At 67.3% G+C, this 18,545-nt stretch carries 17 protein-coding genes; 12 read left to right on the forward strand and 5 right to left on the reverse strand.

From position 1 onward, the window contains the following. The 4 genes from ACQEU6_RS31915 to ACQEU6_RS31930 all read left to right on the forward strand — a co-directional run bounded on the left by ACQEU6_RS31915 (window position 1) and on the right by ACQEU6_RS31930 (window position 7,226). The gene (locus tag ACQEU6_RS31915) at window positions 1-447 is read left to right on the forward strand and encodes a TadE/TadG family type IV pilus assembly protein (protein WP_499336766.1); all 447 of its coding nucleotides are present in this window, start codon (window positions 1-3) and stop codon (window positions 445-447) included. Further along, the gene (locus tag ACQEU6_RS31920) at window positions 444-905 is read left to right on the forward strand and encodes a TadE/TadG family type IV pilus assembly protein (RefSeq protein WP_499336768.1); all 462 of its coding nucleotides are present in this window, start codon (window positions 444-446) and stop codon (window positions 903-905) included. The genes ACQEU6_RS31915 and ACQEU6_RS31920 overlap by 4 nt, the downstream gene beginning before the upstream one ends. Then, window positions 902-3,649 (forward strand): AfsR/SARP family transcriptional regulator, encoded by a 2,748-nt coding sequence (locus tag ACQEU6_RS31925; RefSeq protein ID WP_499336770.1) that lies wholly within the window; start codon window positions 902-904, stop codon window positions 3,647-3,649. Before ACQEU6_RS31920 ends, ACQEU6_RS31925 begins: the two co-directional genes overlap by 4 nt. A gap of 115 nt (window positions 3,650-3,764) precedes the next feature. Continuing rightward, complete coding sequence (locus ACQEU6_RS31930; RefSeq protein ID WP_499336772.1) at window positions 3,765-7,226, forward strand: phosphotransferase; 3,462 nt, start codon at window positions 3,765-3,767, stop codon at window positions 7,224-7,226. Here ACQEU6_RS31930 and ACQEU6_RS31935 read toward each other — a convergent pair. Together ACQEU6_RS31935 and ACQEU6_RS31940 are read right to left on the reverse strand one after the other, a co-directional pair. Further along, window positions 7,210-7,905 carry an FkbM family methyltransferase gene (locus ACQEU6_RS31935; RefSeq protein WP_499336773.1) on the reverse strand — a complete coding sequence of 232 codons (696 nt, stop codon included), beginning with the start codon at window positions 7,903-7,905 and terminating at the stop codon, window positions 7,210-7,212. The genes ACQEU6_RS31930 and ACQEU6_RS31935 overlap by 17 nt on opposite strands. A 220-nt stretch (window positions 7,906-8,125) precedes the next feature. Next, window positions 8,126-8,623 (reverse strand): hypothetical protein, encoded by a 498-nt coding sequence (locus tag ACQEU6_RS31940; RefSeq protein ID WP_499336775.1) that lies wholly within the window; start codon window positions 8,621-8,623, stop codon window positions 8,126-8,128. A gap of 174 nt (window positions 8,624-8,797) precedes the next feature. Here ACQEU6_RS31940 and ACQEU6_RS31945 point away from each other — a divergent pair, with 174 nt between their 5' ends. Beyond that, entirely contained in the window at window positions 8,798-9,319 is a 522-nt protein-coding gene (locus tag ACQEU6_RS31945; protein WP_499336776.1) for an NUDIX hydrolase, read from the forward strand. Here ACQEU6_RS31945 and ACQEU6_RS31950 read toward each other — a convergent pair. Then, entirely contained in the window at window positions 9,261-10,652 is a 1,392-nt protein-coding gene (locus ACQEU6_RS31950; protein WP_499336778.1) for an NsdA family TPR-like regulatory protein, read from the reverse strand. The genes ACQEU6_RS31945 and ACQEU6_RS31950 overlap by 59 nt on opposite strands. Window positions 10,653-10,987: 335 nt before the next feature. On the opposite strand from ACQEU6_RS31950, the gene ACQEU6_RS31955 reads away from it, so the two are divergent. From ACQEU6_RS31955 to ACQEU6_RS31985, 7 genes are all read left to right on the forward strand, one after another. Beyond that, window positions 10,988-11,212 (forward strand): hypothetical protein, encoded by a 225-nt coding sequence (locus ACQEU6_RS31955; RefSeq protein WP_499336780.1) that lies wholly within the window; start codon window positions 10,988-10,990, stop codon window positions 11,210-11,212. 286 nt (window positions 11,213-11,498) lie between these two features. Further along, window positions 11,499-12,248 (forward strand): hypothetical protein, encoded by a 750-nt coding sequence (locus ACQEU6_RS31960; protein ID WP_499336782.1) that lies wholly within the window; start codon window positions 11,499-11,501, stop codon window positions 12,246-12,248. 28 nt (window positions 12,249-12,276) lie between these two features. Then, on the forward strand, window positions 12,277-13,194 hold the full coding sequence (locus ACQEU6_RS31965) for a phosphotransferase (RefSeq protein ID WP_499336783.1): 918 nt from the start codon (window positions 12,277-12,279) through the stop codon (window positions 13,192-13,194). After that, window positions 13,182-13,664: a hypothetical protein gene (locus tag ACQEU6_RS31970; protein WP_499336785.1), complete on the forward strand. Its 483-nt coding sequence runs from the start codon at window positions 13,182-13,184 to the stop codon at window positions 13,662-13,664. The genes ACQEU6_RS31965 and ACQEU6_RS31970 overlap by 13 nt, the downstream gene beginning before the upstream one ends. A 185-nt stretch (window positions 13,665-13,849) precedes the next feature. Further along, window positions 13,850-14,338, forward strand: a complete 489-nt coding sequence (locus ACQEU6_RS31975; RefSeq protein WP_499336787.1) for an ATP-binding protein — start codon at window positions 13,850-13,852, stop codon at window positions 14,336-14,338. A gap of 573 nt (window positions 14,339-14,911) precedes the next feature. Continuing rightward, window positions 14,912-15,973: a helix-turn-helix domain-containing protein gene (locus tag ACQEU6_RS31980; protein ID WP_499336789.1), complete on the forward strand. Its 1,062-nt coding sequence runs from the start codon at window positions 14,912-14,914 to the stop codon at window positions 15,971-15,973. A 106-nt stretch (window positions 15,974-16,079) separates the two neighbouring features. Next, entirely contained in the window at window positions 16,080-16,469 is a 390-nt protein-coding gene (locus ACQEU6_RS31985; RefSeq protein WP_499336791.1) for a hypothetical protein, read from the forward strand. 123 nt (window positions 16,470-16,592) lie between these two features. On the opposite strand, the gene ACQEU6_RS31990 is transcribed toward ACQEU6_RS31985, so the two are convergent. Further along, window positions 16,593-16,994 (reverse strand): SCO4402 family protein, encoded by a 402-nt coding sequence (locus ACQEU6_RS31990; protein ID WP_499336793.1) that lies wholly within the window; start codon window positions 16,992-16,994, stop codon window positions 16,593-16,595. Further along, on the reverse strand, window positions 16,979-18,334 hold the full coding sequence (locus tag ACQEU6_RS31995) for a hypothetical protein (RefSeq protein ID WP_499336795.1): 1,356 nt from the start codon (window positions 18,332-18,334) through the stop codon (window positions 16,979-16,981). The genes ACQEU6_RS31990 and ACQEU6_RS31995 overlap by 16 nt, the downstream gene beginning before the upstream one ends. Between the last annotated feature and the right edge of the window lie 211 nt (window positions 18,335-18,545).

Raw genomic sequence — 18,545 nt, forward strand, 5'->3', positions numbered from 1 at the left:
GTGAGCAGGGAGACCCTGGCCCGTGTGAATCGTCCGCGCGATGCGGGCAACGCGGTAGTCGAGACCGCGATCCTCGCGCCGGTGTTCGTGACGCTTCTTGCCGGGCTGCTCGTGGTGATGCGGGTAGCGCATGGCAGTGCCGTGGTCGCACAAGCCGCTGCCGACGCCGCGCGGCAAGCGTCCATCGCCCGCACCGCACATCAGGCACAAGCCGAAGCGAGAACCAGCGCGATGCGCACCTTGCGTGACCGGGGCCTTCACTGCGCGCCTTCCGTCCGACTCGATCTGTCGGGCTTCAACCGGCGAGTCGGGCAGTCGGCCACGGTGTCCGCGCAGGTGAGCTGCGCGATCGGGCTCAGCGACGTCGGGCTACCCGGGATGCCAGGAGCCCGAACGGTCACCAAGACCCACCGATCACCGATCGACCCCTACCGGACAGCTCGATGATCGTTTTCACGTGGTCGCGGCCGCGCGTGGGCGCACTACACCAGCAGGCCGAGCGCGGAAGTGTGAGCGTCTTCGCCGTCATCATCACATTGGTCGTCCTGGTGTTCTTCGGTGCCGTCGTCGACTTCGAGCAGGTTCTCGAAGCCCGGCAAGACGCCAACACCATTGCCCAGGAAGCCGCCCGCGCCGGCGCCGGACGAGTCGACCAGAACCGTGCTTATGCCCACGGGCAGTACGTCGTGGATCGTGAGTCCGCGATACGAGCGGCGCGGTCCTACCTTCGGGCCAGCCACCACACCGGCACCGTGACCACGGCTGGAAGACGGACGATCCGTGTCCACGTCTCCATCACCCGCCCCGCGCAGTTCCTGTCCCTGATCGGGATCTCCGTGCTGCAAGCCGATGGCACCGCCATCGCGAACCTGACCACCGGAGTGGAAGGATCCCAGCAGCCGTGACCTACAACGGACGCAGCCACCTCGCCGATTTCGCGCGCGGGCTCGCCGCTCTCGTGGTCTTCGTGTTCCTTCTGGTCGGATGGCCGGTCGCGATGTACGCCACGGGAGGCTCACCTCTCCCGGACCGGGTCCCGTCTTGGGAGGAGGTCAGCGCGACTCTCATGCGGCAGGACACCGACCAGAGCGTGTTCCTGGCCACCCTCTGGCTTGTCGGCTGGGGCGCATGGTGCCTGTTCATCGTCAGCGTCTGTGCCGAGGTGGTGAATTACCTGGCCGGACGATCCAGGCCCATCCTGCCGCGCACGATCCGACCGCTCCAACATCTGGTTCGGGACCTGATCGCCACGGCCACGCTCACTTTCAGCGCCGCCGCATCCCTGGCCTCCTCAGCCTCCGCCGCGACACACATCCCCGCTGCGAACGGCGTCCACGCCGCCGCCGCTCCGGAGCCGGGCACGTCAAAGCATCAGTCGCCCGGATTGAATGCCTCGACCCCAGGACCACCTGCATCTGACTGGACTCCGCTGCTGGCCGACGAGCCCTCACCCCCTCCAGAGGCCGACCAGCGCCCTTTGCGAACCCACATCGTCAAGCGAGGCGAGACCCTCTGGGACCTCGCTCGTCGCACCTACGGGTCCGGCACCCTCTACCCCAAGATCTTCAAATCCAGCCGGGGCATCGACCAGCCTGACGGAGTCCCCGCCCTTACCGATCCCGCCGTGCTCCACCCGGGACAGCACGTACGGCTCCCACGACCGAGCGCACCAGATGACGCATCTTCGTCCCCGCGAGCGATGCCGCGTGGAGCCGGTCACTCGGCGCCGTCTGGACGCGGTGAGGCAGGCAGCATCCGAACTCCAGCTCCGGGCTCAACAACCGATGAGTCGACGGCGTCGCAGGTGCCGAATCCAGTTGTGGCACCGCCCGCCCGCCAACCCGCCAGCCCGACACCTTCAGCACCACACGATCAGGACGAACCACATTCGCCGTCGGCGATCTCGCTGCCGTCCGGCTCACGTATCGGCCTCAGTCTCGCTGCTGCGCTCTGCGTGGCCGTGGCGGCAACTCGCCTGCACCGACGCCGCCGGCGCCCGTTGGAGATCGACCTGGGCTCCTCCCAACAGGTTCCCGAGCCCCCGATAGCGGCCCCGGCCCTCAAGGCCCGCAAGGCGCACCTGGATACCTACGCCGTCCGCGAAGCTACCGTCCCGTCCGACTCGGACCTCGTCCACGAGGACCTGCTGGCCAAAGAACCCGACCACGTGGTCGTCGGCACCCGTGACGGCCACGCTGTCACGGCGCCCCTGCCCGGGCTCAGCCTTGGCCTGTCCGGAGAGGGCGCGCACGCTGCTGCCCGCGCGGTTACCTGCGAACTCTTGGCCAAGGCCCACCGCTACCGCGCCGAGGTCGTGATCCCACATGCCGACGCACAGGCGCTCTTTCCGGGCGACGACATCACCGACCTGGCCGCGGCGCTCGAGGGTTTGGTCGTCACACCATCCCTGCGCGAGGCCATCTCCAAGATGGAGCTGGAACTTCTGCGCCGTGGCCGAACCCTGGAGATGACCGAACAGCCCGACGTCCCCGCGCTGCGTGCAGCTGATCCCGGCGAGCCACTGCCGACCGTGCTGCTGGTCGCGTCTGTTCCCGCGGATAACGCCACCGTGCACGCTTTCGCAACACTCGGCCGCCGCTACGGCATGGGCGTTCTCAACCTCGGCGACTGGCCGTCCGGCACTGGCGTGGAACTCTCCAGCGACGCGACCGTTACGGACGCTCACGGCCCCGATGCCGAACGGTTCACCGGAGCCCACCTGTTCCATCTGACCACCATCGACGCCACCGGCATGCTGCAAGCCATTCGGACCGCCACTGGCTTCGAAGCAGACGATGCGTCCTCCTCATCGGGCGCGGACACTGGGCCCACACCCGAACCCAATCCGCATGCTGCCTCGACCATCGTCCCGCCCCCACGTCCGCATGAAGAAGCGCAGCGCCCCCCGGTCCGCCTTAGCGTGCTCGGGCACGTCCGCCTGCACACCGCAGACGGCCCCATCAACACCGGGCTGCGCCAGCGCGCCCGTGATCTGCTCGCGTATCTCGCCCTGCATCCAGACGGCGTCACCCGCGACCGAGCCAATGCCGATCTTTGGCCAGATGACAGCCCCGAGGGTGTCGTCATGAAATTCAACACCGCCGTCGGCAACATCCGCAGCGTCCTCCGGGCCGCTACCGGCCTCAGCGAACCCATGTACGTCATCCACAGTGCCGGCCGATACCGCATCGATCCTGACCTCGTCGACATCGACCTCTGGCAGCTGTCCTCCGCCCTGGCTGACGCCCAGCGGGCCGCCAACGACACTGCTCGCATCAAGGCACTCACGGCGGCCGCCGACCTCTGCACCGGTGAGTTCGCAAGTGGCCTCACACAGGAGTGGGCCGAGAGCCATCGCGAGTACCTCCGCCGTACCATCGGCGACGCCCTCGCGAACCTCTCCCGGCTCATTCAGGAAGACGACCCGGAGCGAGCGCTGATGATGTTGGAACAGGCCATCACCCATGATCCCTTCTGCGAGTCCCTCTACCGGCACATCATGCGGCTGCAAGCGCACCTCGACCGTCCGGACGCCGTCCGCCGTACCTACCGGCTCCTCACGACTCGTCTCGATGAGCTCGACGCCGAACCCGACGACGAGACTCGTAATCTTTTGAATTCCTTCGCGCGGCCGTCGAATCGAAACTGACGACAGTCACCAGCGCCCATCAAGTGCGCAAGCGCCGGTTCCGTGCGAGCCTTGGCAACGGGCCGGTACTGCCCAAGGCGTTGTCATGACCAGGGGGATGTGATCGGGTATCCGCGTGGACGTCGACCAGTTCTTCAGCTTCGGGCCGCGCGCTCCATTCGAAGTGCAACATGTCTTTACTAACCGGGAAGTGCAGATCAGGGCCTTTCGGGACCGGTTCGTCCAACTGGCCGAACGGTCGTGGACCGTTGACGAACTGCTCGACTTCCAGCGGCCGGCGTCCAACCTCATCGCCGTATCCGGTGAGGGCGGGATCGGTAAGTCCACGCTGGCCCGGCACGTCGCAAGCCTGGCGGTGGCCGGTGAACTGGACGGCCTGCCACGACGTGGCGCGCAAGCGGTGCTGGACTTCGCCGACCCTGCCAGTTCAAGCTTTGAGGCCGTCCTGTTGCGAGTGCGTGCCGCGCTCGCGCCGTTGGCGAGAACGTGGCCCGCGTTCGATGTGGCGCTGGCCGTCTACTGGCAACGTAAGCACCCAGGCGAATCGCTGACGGCGTTCCTGCGGAAGGAGAACGCGGCGGAGTCGCTCGGTGTCGCAGACCAGGTGGGTAACGCCGTCGATCAACTCCTCGGTGGCTTCGGCGCGCTGTCGGTCGCGTACCGGGCACTGAACCTGCTCGGCCGGACCGCCACGCAGAAAGCGCGGTTGAAACGGCTGCGAGCTGATCTGCCCGCGCTCGATCCGATCCTCAGTGAGCAGGACCCGGATCGGATGCTGGGGTACATGCCGGTGCTGCTGGCCGCCGACCTGGAACGAGCGCGCCGCAAGCATCCGGCGCTGGCGTTGTGCGTGTTGGACACACTGGAGAACGTCCAGCGCCTGCCGGCCGAGCGCGGTGGCCTGGAGGACCTGGTGTCCAGGCTGGTGTATCTGACGCCGAACGTGGTGTTCCTTGCGGCCGGACGGCTCGCGTTGCGTTGGCACGACCCGGCCAGGGCCGTCACGCTGACCTACGGCGGCGAGCGCCGCTGGCCGGGCCTGGCTGACGGCGACCAATTCGGCCTGAACGGGTTCGACGGGGTGTCGGCCGAGGCATACCTAACCGCGCGGCTCACCGTGAACGGGACCCCGGCGATCGGGTCCGGGATCAGGGAACGGATCATCGCGGGATCGGGCGGGTCGCCGCTCTACCTTGATCTCTCGGCCGGACTGTTCGGGCAGTACCTGGCACGGGGCCAAGCGCCGCCCGCCGATTCGTTCGGGCTCGGGTTTCCTGAGTTGGTGCTGCGGACGATGCGGGACTTGTCCGCGCCCGACCGTGACCTGTTGCGGACCGCGGCGCTGCTGGAAGCGTTCGATGAGGACGTCCTGCAAGCGGTGCTGCCACATCTGCGGCTCCGGCAGATCGAGCGGTTCGTGCAACGCCCGTTCGTCCGGCGGGACGAGACGGTGTGGCCGCCGTACCGGCTGCACGAAAACCTGCGCCGCAGCGTCATCGAATGCGACGCGGACACCGACGATAGCTGGACACAAGCGGAGAGGGCCCGGAACACCGAACGGGCGATCGAGCATCTGACGCGCGTCGCGTTGGCGGTCTGGGACGACGATGCTGACCACCCGCTGCCCTTGGGCGTGCGGAGCAGGCGATGTGTGGCGGCGTTCCTGCTCGTTCTGCGTGCGGCGGACGAACATCGGCTGGCGCCGGAGTCCATCGGCGACATCGCCTACAGCCTCACCGTGCTCGGGCATTGGCAGGTGCTGGTGTCCCTTCCAGAGCTGTCTGGCTCGCAGGAACTGGCGCGACTGACCGCGGTCGCGCGGCTGGCGGCACGCGGCGACGTCAACGTCGAGGAGAGGTACCGGGCGCTGCGTGAGTTGATCGGTGAACCCGTGGGTCCGTACGCCGACTACTTCCGGCACGAACTGGCGAGCCGCGCACACATTGTCGGCCACGTTGAGGAGGCCGCCGACCACCTGTCCGGAATCGAGCCCGCTTCGCTGATCGGTGCGAGCGGGCGGTTCGGCTTGGCCGATAACGCGCTACGCCGAAGCGACTACCGGTCCGTCGCGCGGCTGATGGACGGTGCATCGCAGACGGGCCCCGACCAAGTGCGGGTCGCTGACATGCTCGGCCACACCTACCTGCACAACGCGCAGTTCGCCGAAGCAGCCCAGTTCTTCGAGTCGACCTTGCAAGCGGCGCGCGAAGCCAATGCCCCGCTGTGGGAGGCGCGCGCGCTGCGGCACCTGCTGCTGGCGCTGATGTGGTTCGACCCAGACCGCACGCTGTCGTTGCTCGGCCGCGCGCGGGACCTGAACAGCTCCGCCAGCGAACCGATCGGGCTCGCCCAGTGCGACATGGCCGAGGCGATGGCACGGGCGCTTCGCGGCGAACGCCGAGCGGCCATCGGACTTCTTGAAGTGGCGGCGCGCCGATTCGGGGATCTCGGAGCCTCCCGTGAGCTGCTGCCCGTCGAGACGTTGCAAGTTCTGCTGGACGCCTCCGGTGGCCGCATGAGGCAGGCGGCTCGCACCGCACAGAGCCTGGGTGAGGACTGCCTCCCAGCCTGGGCACCGGTGACCCAGTTGTGGGCGGGGCTGGACGCCGACTTCAGCGCCGTCGAGTGGCTGGACGATCCGGGATCCGCGCGGCGTCGCTGGTCGGAGGTGCTGGCACGGCTGAAGGCACCGATCTGCGGGCCTCCGGACGCAGGCGACCGCCGTGCATTGATTGCGACCGGCCGCGTGTCCGACGCTCTTGTCGAGTCGGCGATTCGGGGCGCACTGGCCAGCTCGGCGTTCGACGGCTCGCGCGACCTGGCGGCCGCGTTGCGGACGCTCGGAACCGGCGGTGTCGTGCCGGGTGTTCGGACGGTGGTGAAGGTACGCCGACGACGTCACGAACGGCTGGAAACGGTCCGCAGCTTTGAGGAGCTGCGCGTTACGGCAGGCATCCGGGCGCCACGGCTGTTGGATGTCGGAACAGTCGGGGAGGCGTGGTGGGCTGTCTTGGAACGCCTACCTGGCACGCCTGCGGACCGGCCGACAGCTGAACAGCAGCGGGAACTAGGCCGCCAGCTTCGCCTCTGGCACTGCCAACCCCCCGGTGACGGCCTGCGCCTGGACGATCCCGGCGCGCTGGGTGTTCTGCTGGGCTGGGCACGAACCGCTGCCCCGGACGCCTACCCGGCCATCGCCGAGCACTTCGCCGCAGCCTGCCAGGGCCTACCCATGACCGCGATCCATGGCGACGTCGCGGTGTGCCACAACGCGCAGTTCGACGGGGACGTCCTCACCGGGTTGCTCGACCCGGGCGCGACCGAATCTGGACCACCGATGCTCGACCTCGCCTGGTGCCTTGCCGTCGACATGCCTCGCGGGGCAGCTCCCGGCCCGCTCATCGAGGGTTACGGCAGCGAGGCCGTCGACCAGGACGCCCTGAACGCGCTGCTGCCATTGATGATGCTGCGCCGCCTCATCGACACCCCGTCCCTCGGGCTCGCCGACAGCGACGGCCGGTGGATTAGGCAGTGGCTGGGCGACCGTCGTCCTGATCTGCTCACTCTGGCGGAATGAGCCCGGCCCGGCGGGCGCACGCATACGGGATGTAGTTGTCCAGCACGTTCGCGGGCACGGCAAGCCGTGCAAGGAGGTCAGCCTCGTCGTCTCGCGCGTAGAAGCGGTTGAGGCCGTCGAAAAGCGCCAGCCCGTACCCGGCCCCGAGGACATGGGGCTCCCACTCCTGGTGACTCGGCCGGGTCGTCAGCGGCATGGTCGCCTCGACCACGATCACTCGCGGCCGCCACGCTCGCAGATCGGCCGACCGCAACACGGCGGCCTCCGCCCCCTCCACGTCGACTTTCAGCAGGTCGAATCCCGGTTTCGTGTACGCGTCGAGGATCGTCTCCAGAGGGACAACCTCAACGCTCAACTCCTCGTAGTGCCAACCATCCGCGAGATGCCCCTCTAGGACATCTCTGCGTAGGGTGCTGAGACCACCGCCACCAGTCTTCCCCCGCCCCGGAAGCACTCGGAAGAACGTTGTGGTACCCGGCTCATCTCCCACAGCCACGCGCAGGTTAACGTCGTTCGGCCGGGCCAGCCGGAGGCGTGAGTGGCGCTCGGGCAACGGCTCGATGTTGACGCCTCGCCAGCCGAGGCAGTCCACAAGATTCTTGGTCAGAGAGCCGCTGATGGGCTCGCCGGCACCGACGTCCACGAAAAATCCGTCCCACTGGCCGGCGAAGGCGCGCATCAGTACGACATCCTCCGCATTGCCCGCATACGCGATCAAGTCATAACGACCCACATGCGCCAACCTACGACCGTCTCGCCCAGCCCTATCAAGATCGTTAAGGCGTCAACGGGCGTACCTTGCCCCTTACAAGGATGAGTAGGGCGTCGAGTGCTCAGCCCTTGTCCGCCAGCTTTGCTGCGTGGGATCGAAGGCCGCGCCGCATTGGGCGACCAAGCAGTCACCAGAACGAGGAATCCCAGCTCGTTGCGTCCAGGACCGTGTTCCAGACCGCTTCCTGCTGCCGGGCCGTCTCCCGGTCGCGTCGCGCGGTGCCGTCGATATGGGCACGCTCGCTTTGCAGCAACGCCAGTTTGTTGCGCAGCTCCTGCTCTGCCTTGGTGACCGGAAGCTTCTTGCGCTGGCTTCCCGCCTTGCCAGCAGTGCGGAGCCGGGTGAATTCAGCCTGTTGCGGCCGCAGCTCGGCCATCTCGGCATCAATCTGTGAGAGCAGTGCGGCACGTTCGCCCGCCAGCGCATCCAGCTCAGCGCGTACTGCCCGCTCCTCCTCGCTCCAGGAATCCTTCTTGAGCTTCTGCCCAGTCTCCTGGAAGATTCGGGAGCGTTCGCGGTCGAACTCGCTCCGTCGGGACTGAAGCTCGGCCTCACGCGCGTCGATCTCCAGCCCTCGCTTCTTACGGGCCGTCATCACCGGCCCCGGCGTCGCTGAGGTACTCACCGGCCCATCGTCGCTCCGGGACGATCCGCCGTCTGCTGTCCTCCCGGAGACAAGCCACTGCTCTGGCGTACCTGGCCAGCTGGGGCTGATCGGTTTGTCGGGGTTGGTAGCGTCGGTGCGGTGAGGCGTGAGGAGCCGGTTGAGCGGACTCGGTGGACGATCCACGGTGAGCGGGTGGTGGACGAGAACCGGCACATCCGGCTGTCGATCGCCAACGTCGAGCTCCCGAACGGCGTGGTCTTCGACCAGTACGTATTCAAGATGCCCCGGTGCGTGATGACGGCGGTGCTGGACGAGGCGGGGGAGAACATCCTGCTCATTTACCGGCACCGGTTCATCCTGGACCGATGGGACTGGGAGATTCCCGGCGGATATGTCGAGCCCGGGGAAGACCCCGTCATCGCGGCTGCCCGGGAGGCTGAGGAGGAGACGGGCTGGCGCCCCCGCAGCGTGGAGTTCGCGTATTCGTTCCAGCCCATGGTCGGGTCGGCGGATGCCCCGCAGGATCTGTACGTCGCTCACGGGGCGGAGTTGGTGGGCGAACCGCATGTCGACGAGGCCGAAGAGGTTCGCTGGATGGCGTTGGACGAGGCGCAGCGGCTGATCAGGAAGGGCGAGATTGTTGGGGCGGCAACAGTCATGGGTGTCCTCCACGCGGTCGCAGCGCGGGCAACCGCTGTTCCGCGTACTCCCTGAGGTCGCGTACCGGCCGCTCGTCGCCGTAGGGCGCGAGTGACCGGTCGACGTTGCGGATGTAGCGGTACACCCGGGCGGACGTGAGTCCCGCAGCGAGGTTGATAGCGATACGGCCTTGCGTGCACGCCTCGTCGACCTTGCCCTGGGCGGCAAGCGTCATCGACAGGACAGCGATGTTGAACGCCTTGCCACGTTGATAGGTCGGGTCCATGTTGAGGGACCTGGTGGCGTAATCCTCAGCCTTGGCGGGTTCGCCGAGGTCCCGGAAGCAGTGGGCGATCTTGGCGGCGAAGTATGCCTGATCGAAATAGCCCAGCCAGGCTGGCGCCTTGGTGCTTGTGGTGCGCTCGAAGGTGCTTTCGGCCCTTGTCAGGGCGTGAGCACAGGCGCGAGATTCGCGTTGGGCAGCGTATCCGCGGGCTTCCATGACGTGGCATTCGGTCATGAGGACGGGTATCCCGGCGCGTTGCGCGGCGGTTTGAGCGGTCCGGGCCAAGTCGACGGCTCGCCCGGGCTGAGCTACGTACAGGCACTGCTGGCTCATGGCGGCGAGGATCTCAGCGCCGAGGGAAACGTCGCCGGCGAACTTGGCCATGGCCAGGGCCTGGATGAGGTATCGCTGTGCGAGACCCTGTTTGTCGAGGTCGTGATAGAGCCAGGCTGCGACCTTGGTCAGGTCCGCCGCGGCGCTGAAGAGCTGACGCCGGACTTCCTCAGTGCACCTTCCGTCGCGGAGCATCGGACCGACGTGTGTGTGCAGGTATTCGATGACGGGCACGCGAACGTGGCCACCGCCGAGCCGGTTGTCCAGGATCCGGAAGGCGTGAGTCACCTCCCGTATCTCCTCGACATCGGCCGCGCCGATGCGTCGGCCGGTGCCTTGGAGGGGTGTGGGGTCCCAGGGGCCGACAAGCCAGCGCAGCGCGGCGGCGGTGAACGCGGACTGATCGAAGTCGCACTCGAGTAGGCGTCGGTGTTGCTCGTTGTCAGCCTTCCAAAGCAGGCCGGCGATGCGGGCGCTGTTGCACTGTGTGGTCGGCAGCTCGAGGCCGACGCCAGTTGGCACCTTGGACGTCTTCATACCGATGTCGGCGACGGTGACGCGCCGTCCGAGTTCGACGGTGAGGACTTCGCAGATCAGCTGCGGTACGGGTGACCGAGGCTGCTCGCCGCGAAGCCACCGGGTGACCGAGCTGTGGTTATAGCGGAGCTCCGATACGCCTCGTAGCCTGCCGACCCGGTTGACGCGGTCCGCTAATCCCTTGTTGGAGAAGCCCGCCTCTGTGATGAGTGTGGCGAGTGCGCGGTTGGGCTGCCTGTCCTTACGTGGCATGGCCGTCCTTCACGGGCTACCGGTGGCTTGCAGTTTCGCACGGGCTCTCGACGGCCGCCGAGGACTTGACCTGCGCGCACGCCCCCCAGTTCACGCACCACCCCCGTCCGCACGCCTTATGGGAGCCCATGTGGGTCCGGTTCGCTGTGCGGCGGGAGGTGAGACCGATGACCACGCAACAGCAGGTCGATGCGCCTTGCGACAGCGCGGACGGTGGAGCGAACCGCAGCCCCTGTGAAGGCGAGCCGTGGCCGCAATGGCCGGCGGCGCGCGGCGGCTGCCGAGTACGGTCCGCCGCCTGCCCCCGCCAAGTCTTGCTTCACGGAAGTCATGCCATGACCGCAGCGACCGACCCGGCCGCGATCTCGCCTGAGGCGATCAAAGCCGCACTTCAAGCCGAGTTCCCCGGATGGCGCGTGATGCGCACCGACCAGCTCCGTTGGTGGGCGTTGTGCGGCCCTCTGCCTGCCGACAGGTACCACGAGCAGGACGTGGTGGAAGCCGATACGCCCGAGGCTCTCCGCCGAGAGCTCCGGCGACTGAAGCAGGCCAAGTCATGACCAACGGCATCGGCGGCGGCGACCTGGCCGAGGCGCTTCGAGCTCATTCCGGCTTTCCTCTCCGTCAGCCCGCCCGCTCCCGAGCCTGGAACCACCTCATGGGGGGCTTGACCAGAGCGGCCAACGGAATCGAGACCGCCGTCAGGCACAAGCACTGTCGCGCTCCGCCCCGTGCCGCTCACCGCAGATCGACACGCGATTCAGCTGGCCATAGGAGAGGCGAGAACTCCGTCCCGGCACCACCTGTGACCTCGCGCATCATCGACAAGAACTTTAGGGAGCAACCATGACCACGATCTCCGATGCCCGTCCCCTCATCAGGGCGGAACTCCCCGAGTCGTTCCACCTCGGCTGGAACCGCATCGACGGCGTCTCGGTCGAGGGCAAGGTCATCACCATCGACCCGGCCCGCTACTTCTTCCGGTACGAGAACCCGTCGTGGATCATCTGCGATTGGCGCGGCGTCGAAGCCGAGCTTCTGACCGCCCGCGAGACTGAGAGCACCGCGGTCGAGCAGATGGCCCTGGACTTCGTCCGGACACACGGCAGGACGACCACCGACCCCGCCGAGGTGCTCGCGGTGGCCTGGGAGGCAACCGCCTACATCTTCAGGGACGAGTACCTGAACGAGCCGGGCCTCATTGCGCTCGGCGTGCGTCCCGAACACCTGCGGATGCTGCGCGAGCTGGGCACCGTAATGGCCCTCAACCGCGTCGAGCAGAACGGCAGGATCAGCAACGTCGGACCGGCCTGGATGTTCCCCATCGCCTGCAAGGTCATCTACGGCCTCGACCACGACGAGGCGCAGCTGGTCGACGAGCTCTACCACGGCACCTGGTTCGACGAAGCCCGGCGTGTGGAGGCGACCAAGGCCAACGCCGCGCTCGGAGGACGGCTGGTGCACGGCTGCCAGTCCCAAGTCGACATGCGGGGAGGTGCGATCGTGCCGTTCGGCGTGGACCTCGGCGAGTTCCGCCGGGAACTGCGACAGTTCGGGGATGACTGGATCGAGCGGATCGAAGCCTGTGGCAAGTAGCGTTCAGGGACCCGAGGGAGCGGACCCGGTGTCCGCTCCCTCGCCGGTCCTCTCGGCCCTGCTCGCTGCCAGCCCACTGAGCCCTCGCCGAACCGTCAGCCGCGATCCCATCCATGTCTGGACGCTGTCGGCCGTTGAGCGCGTCCACCTGGACGACGGCACCACAGTCATCCTCAAGTCCGCCGTCGCCCCGTTCACTGGCGAAGCACGTGTCCTGGAATATGCGGCGCACCACGGCGTACCAGTACCAACGGTTCTCGCCTCCGACCGACAGGGTGAAGATCACCTGTGGATGCTGCTGGAGGACCTGGGTGAGCACTCCGAAGAAGACACATCGCTGTATCTGGGGGCAGCCACTGCGGTAGCGGTCCATGTCTGCCCGCCGATGCTGGGCCTCCCCGTTATGGACGCCCAGGAACTCGGGTCACTGCCGGGCCGCGCACTCGGCTCGCTGACCCGCCTCCAAGAGGCTGGACGCTGGACGGACACGGCCGACATCCGGCACTCCCTAGGACGGCTTGCCGCCGTCGCCGATAAGCGCGCCGTGGGGACGACCACACCACCGTTCGGCATGTGCCACAGCGAGTTCCACCCCACCTCGATTCACGCGGGCCCTGAGGGTGTGCGCGTCCTGGACTGGGCACGGTCCTTTATCGGCCCCGGGCTGCTGGACCTGGCGTCGTGGCGCGACACCCCGCTGCCGCTCGATACCGAGGCCATCGCGGAGATGATCGACGCTTACATCGCCGCCGGCGGATCGGAGAGCGCCGCCGCGAACCGCGGGGGCCTGCCGGCGGAGTCCTGGGCGGGCGGCTGGCATCGCATCTGGATCTGCGAGTGGTACCTGCAGCAGAGCCTTCGCTGGATGCCCTACCCCGACACCGACGGGGCCACGCAACGCGTGGTGCGACGGCACCTCACGGAGGCAGAAGAGTGTTTGACATAGCCAACATCCATCCGTCCATGGCTCTCACCACCCCGGCCGGCGACGATGTGGAGATCGACCTCGACATGGTTCCGCTGGTTCGTCGCCTGTGGGCGTTAGGACTGCGAACAGGTGGCTGCTGCCAGGACTTGGGGGCGTCCATCAGATGCGGACCTGGATGGGCGACTGGCCCGGGACGGCAGCGGCACGCCGACTTCTACGCCGGACAGGTGTGGCTCAAGATGCCCGCTGAGGATGCGCGAGCGATGCTGGACATGCTCGCGAGAGTCCTGCCGCAGATCAAGGACCGGCTCAGCCGATGGACGCGTGCGGACGCCTGGGAGGTCTTCGTCTATCTCGTAGCCGACGAGCGAAGAGTGGTCCCCTCCTGCTGGGCACAAATTCACTTTCCCAAGGCTCAACTCCTGGAGGTCACCGAGGCTCTGAGTGTTTACCACCCGCCAGTCGTAAATACTCAAGGGGAATCTTGAATGATGCTTAAGTAGAAGAAGTGTCAACTATTATTCGCTCGCCCTTGAGGGTATGTCAGCGGGATCAAAGTCCACGGGCTTGACATCTCGATTGGAGTGGATACTTGATTGGGGCCGGTTCGCGCGTATCAACAGTGGCCGAAAGAACGGCAGCTGCGTGCGCACCGGTCAGGAGGATTCAAGGAATGGCGAGAATCGATCTCGAACCCAAGGCGTCGGTCATGGGAGCGTCGATGTCATGGCGGCGCGTCTTTCCGGGGCGAGCGGACCAGATTCCGGTGGCGAGGCAGTTCGCGATGTTCCTGTTCGCCGAGACCTCGATCGCCTCGGACGTGGGGTTCGTCGTGACGGAGCTGGCCACCAACGCGATCCGTCACACCCGATCGGGCCAGCACGGAGGACGGTTCACCGTCGAGCTGGTGCTCGGCGGACTGGCCTACGTCGGAGTCGGTGACCTGGGCGGCGGCGGATATCCGACGGTGAGATACGACCCGCTCGACTGTCGAGGCGAGAGCGAGAGCGGACGTGGCCTGTGGGCGGTCTCGCAACTGGCGGCGATGCTGGGCGTCCACGGCAGCCCGATCGAGGGCCACACCGTCTGGGCGGACCTGATCTGCGTCGACAAGCCGCACAAGGAATCACCGCTGGTCACACCAACCAACCTGACCGATTAGAGCGGGACCAGCCTGTCCATAGCAGGCTGGTCCCGCCCTCCAGGTTAGGACCACGCTCAGGTCCCGTCTGCACCTTCGCCAGGTGCAGACGGGACCTTCCCTTGTTGAGGGAGCCGCGGATGGGCGGGGGCAACGGGGGGCGCGGTCGGGGGAGCAACCGGGGGGCTGTCTATGAGCGCTCCCTCCTCCCAGCGGTATCGACGCAGGTCAGCACGCACACTGGGTGGGGCGGCGATGCGACCGGATACCCCCACGGGGGCATGCGAAGGGGTGTGGTCGGCCGCAAGGAGTCGTTTGCCGGCTACCTGGCAGAAAAAGAACTCCGCCCCTTCCGGGTTGACTGCTGTAAGCGCACAGTATTCCGCGCATCCATTGCCCTGTGGAGAGCTGAGGCTAGAGCCCGAGAAGTCGGCGCATTGGCGTTTGGGGATTGGGGCGAGTCCCGGGCGCTGTCGCCGAGACCGGTCGATCCCTAAAGTATCGTTTACTGAGGTAAGCCTCTCCAGTCGTTACGGCGACACAATTTGTCGGCGCTCCGTGTTGCGTTCGTAGCGGCGTCGAGAAATGGTCGTCATGGCGGACGACGCCAGGCGGGAAAGCCCCGCCGAATCGGCCGCCATTCAGGAGGCAAAGACAATGGCGAACACCAACATCACCGCAACGGCTGACACGGCCACCACCGCCCCGACGAACGGCGCGGCGGACGAACGCCCGACCGGTGCGGCCGGGGCCGTGTGGGACGCACTGAATGCCGCGCCGGACGGCGCGACGGTGACGGCGCTGGCCGAGGCGTCGGGGACCAGCCGCGCGACGGTGACCAAGTCCCTGACGACGTTCGAGGAGGCCGGGCGCGCCGTCAGGGCGGCCGGTGAAGGCACCGGTCGGGGCCGTACCCCTGACGTGTGGTCCCCGGTCACCCCCATGGCCGCTACCGGGGCCGTCGACCCCGATCCGATCGCCTCGGCGGACGACCGCACCACCGACACCCCAGCAGAGCCGGAGACCGCCACCGGGTCGGGTGTCATCTCACCGGACACACTCGCGACCGCCATGCAGGTCCTGGCGGACGAAGCCGACCGGCGGTCTGCGGCGGCTGAGTCGCTCCGTAAGGCGCAGGAAGAGGAGGCCGAGCGGCGCGCACGGGTCGACGCCGAACTGCGGAAGGTGGAGCAGCGCGAGACCGCGCGCGTGGTCCTCACCGACCTGCTGAGCACGGTCACCACCACCCTCGCCGCGATCGCAGCCGACGACGATGAGCAGGTCACGCGCGGCATGGAGGACATCGCGCGCTACGTCGGGAGCGTCCGCCGCACCACCCGAACCACCACGGGAACTCGGACGGGTGCGGGAATGCGCGCACCTCGCGCGGCCGGGGACCGGGGCGCGCCGTCGCCGCTGCGGCCCCTCATCGCTGAGCACCTGAACGCGCACCCGGACAAGGAGTTCACGCCGGGGGAGATCGCCAAGGTCCTGGACCGGTCGTCAGGTGCCGTCGCCAACGCTCTCGACACCCTCGTGGGACGAGGCGAGGCGGTTCTGACCTGTGAGCGCCCCCGCCGATTCCGCGCGGCCAACCCGGCTAACTCGGGGGCGACCACCGGTAGCGGCGACGGGGACAGCACGGACGCCGCGTAACCCCGTAGGCGGGGCGGACGGGTAACGGCCCGTCCGCCCCGTCATGACTCGGGGTCTCACGACCCCACCCAACGCGATGAGGTTGTCATGACGAAGGAGACGCTACATGTCCGGTGACGCGACCGGAACGACCTCGCACAGCACGCAACATGATCCTCACGACCAGGTGTTCGTCCTGCTCGGCTGGGCATGGGATGTCGCGCTGGCCGCGCGAGCTGCGACCCGGTATTCAGTTACGCACGCGAGGGTCTCAGAGATCGGCGCGCTCAGCGCACTCATCCGCGTCGACCAAGATCACGCGGAGACGGTAGATCTGTCCCACCCGCTCCTGGCCGTCCCGCTTCCCGAAGTGGGGACGCCGATCGTGATCGACGGATGGCACCGGCTCCACAAGGCCCGGCAGACCGGCGTCACGGAGTTGCCGGTCGTCTTCCTGAATGCCGACGACGAGCGCGCATGCCGCATCATGGGCGGCAGTGTGAAACGCCGCTGGTAGACCGGCGAGGACAGCACACCGCGCTACGCGCGAAGGGCCCGGGTAGGCGGAACGCCACCCGGGCCCCGTGCGTGCGGTGGCGGGGGCGGCCCCGTGCGGCTCAACGATCAGGCGACACGGTACTCATTGAATGATGCCGACAGCCGCCTGCGCCGCCCTCACAACGGCACTCCATTCGGGCCGGGAGATCACTTGAGCGTCTTCGAGTTTGGTGGGCAAGGAGTCCAAGAGAGGATCTAGGACAGCGGTCAGACTTTCGATTGCCGCAGCCTCTGCCTCACTCTCAAGCGTCACACCGATCTGAGCTCGCGGGTCCTCTGCGACCGAGGTGTCGTCGTAGAGGACGTTGACATTGTGGGTCAGGTCATCGTAGAAGCCTGGCTGGGGGTAGGTGCGCTCCACCCAGACGCGACGCTGATACTCCGGATCCGAAAGCGCCTGTAGGGCCTCGATGACAGCACGACGCATGTCAGGGAACTGTACGACCACGAGATTGACCCTAGCAGCCATCACGGAGATCTCCAACTATCCCATTTCAACCACTCCGACAAGGGGACATGGGCCTGATCCCAGTTCTCCTTGATGGACCCTTCCAATGGCTGCCCATTTCGGCCGATGACTTTTCCGTTGACGCGAACAACGACATGGTCGACCTGTTGAGCAGGCTGGGGGTTGTTCGGATCCCCCTCATCTATCCTGATTCCGTTCCCACGGTTCTCTGGGTCGGTCCAGCGGCGGCCGACACCCTTCTTGTTCGGACTGCCGTCCCCCCACTTATCTGGGACCTTCTCGAGTGCCTCTGCGGGCGGCATCTCATCGACCCATTTGCCACCCTTCGGCTCGGGACGCGAGGCATCGCGGCCGCCGGGTTCGGTGGCGGTCTCGCCGTTCCCGTTCGCCACCTCCGCTGCCTCCTGCACACCCTGCTGCTCACCAGGGGAGGAGCCGGTCTTCTCGTCTTCTGGCATACGGGGCTCGGTCGCCTCCGCGGTGCTGGGAGAAGGAGGCTGGTGGCGGTTGTCGGGCGGATCGCCGTCGCTCGTGTCACCGATGGATGCCTTGGCCCCTGGGGGCTTTGGTGGCTGTCCGCTGCTGTCCTGGGGTGAGGTTGCGCTGTGCGGCGGGAAGCTCGCGTCGCCTTGTGGACCAGTGGCGTTCTGGCCACCGTCGTTGCTGGCCTGGGTGTCTTGGAAGATGGCTCGGTTGCGTTCCGCGGCCGCCAGTTGTTCCGCGCGGGCCAAGGCCAGGCTTTGCAGGCGGGAGTGGGGCTGGGCGGGTGGCTGGGAGGAGTCGGCCGGAGGGGTGCTCTGAATTGGTGCGGGGTCGTCGGTGGTCTCGAGGCGGGGGTCGGGCCGTTGCTCAGAAGACTGAGGTGAGGGCGGGTCGAAGTCCTCGGAGTTGTCACCGTCGATTCTGTCGCCGGTGCTGCTGGCGTCGGCGTTGTCCTGAGGGGGCGGATCCTCGTCGCGGTCGTCCTGCCCTCCCGTCTCGTCGGTCTGGGGTTGGCCGGCCCCGGACCCGCGGTCGTCGTCCTCCCGCTCACCCTCGACTTGACGCGGGTCCTCCGGCTTGGCCTGGACGGACTCCTCCGCCTCTGCGCCGCCGTTGCCGCTCTGGGCCAGGTCGGTCTTGTCGCGGCCCTGCTCTTCGAGCGGCTGGGAACCGCCTTCGGTGTCGCCGGTCTCCGGCTTCTCCTTGTCCTTGGCGCCGGATTCGGCTGACGGGCCGGCGAGGGTCTTCGGCTTCTCGCCAGCTGAGGCGGCGGAGGAGGACTCGTCGGATTGGTCCTCACGGTCGTCGCGCTGTCCATTGCCGGCGTCCGGCCGTTCAGGGAACTTCCAGCCCGCTGCTCGGAGGCTGTCCATGCGGGGGGTTTTGCCGTCCGCTCCGGGAGTAGTGGACGGAGACTCACTGCCGCTATCTGGTGGTGTGGGCTTGTCGGTGGTCTCGGGGCCTTTGTCTGGCACACCCGGGGGCCTATCCACACCCACGTTCGCAGCCCTTCCACTGGGGGGAACGCGAACCGGCCCGCCGGACGGCTCGCCGCGCGTGTCCGTGACGTGCGGGGTGAATGCC

The organism is Spirillospora sp. CA-108201 (assembly GCF_050936235.1).
Classification (GTDB): Bacteria; Actinomycetota; Actinomycetes; order Streptosporangiales; family Streptosporangiaceae; genus Spirillospora.

Bases quoted from the DNA above. Each gene is read 5' to 3' on its own strand.
- ACQEU6_RS31920 (WP_499336768.1), top strand. From the start codon at position 444: ATGATCGTTTTCACGTGGTCGCGGCCGCGCGTGGGCGCACTACACCAG.
- ACQEU6_RS31935 (WP_499336773.1), bottom strand. From the start codon at position 7,905: ATGCGCGCCTTCGCCGGCCAGTGGGACGGATTTTTCGTGGACGTCGGT.
- ACQEU6_RS31950 (WP_499336778.1), bottom strand. From the start codon at position 10,652: ATGCCACGTAAGGACAGGCAGCCCAACCGCGCACTCGCCACACTCATC.
- ACQEU6_RS31955 (WP_499336780.1), top strand. From the start codon at position 10,988: ATGACCGCAGCGACCGACCCGGCCGCGATCTCGCCTGAGGCGATCAAA.
- ACQEU6_RS31960 (WP_499336782.1), top strand. From the start codon at position 11,499: ATGACCACGATCTCCGATGCCCGTCCCCTCATCAGGGCGGAACTCCCC.
- ACQEU6_RS31975 (WP_499336787.1), top strand. From the start codon at position 13,850: ATGGCGAGAATCGATCTCGAACCCAAGGCGTCGGTCATGGGAGCGTCG.
- ACQEU6_RS31980 (WP_499336789.1), top strand. From the start codon at position 14,912: ATGGCGGACGACGCCAGGCGGGAAAGCCCCGCCGAATCGGCCGCCATT.
- ACQEU6_RS31985 (WP_499336791.1), top strand. From the start codon at position 16,080: ATGTCCGGTGACGCGACCGGAACGACCTCGCACAGCACGCAACATGAT.
- ACQEU6_RS31995 (WP_499336795.1), bottom strand. From the start codon at position 18,334: ATGGACAGCCTCCGAGCAGCGGGCTGGAAGTTCCCTGAACGGCCGGAC.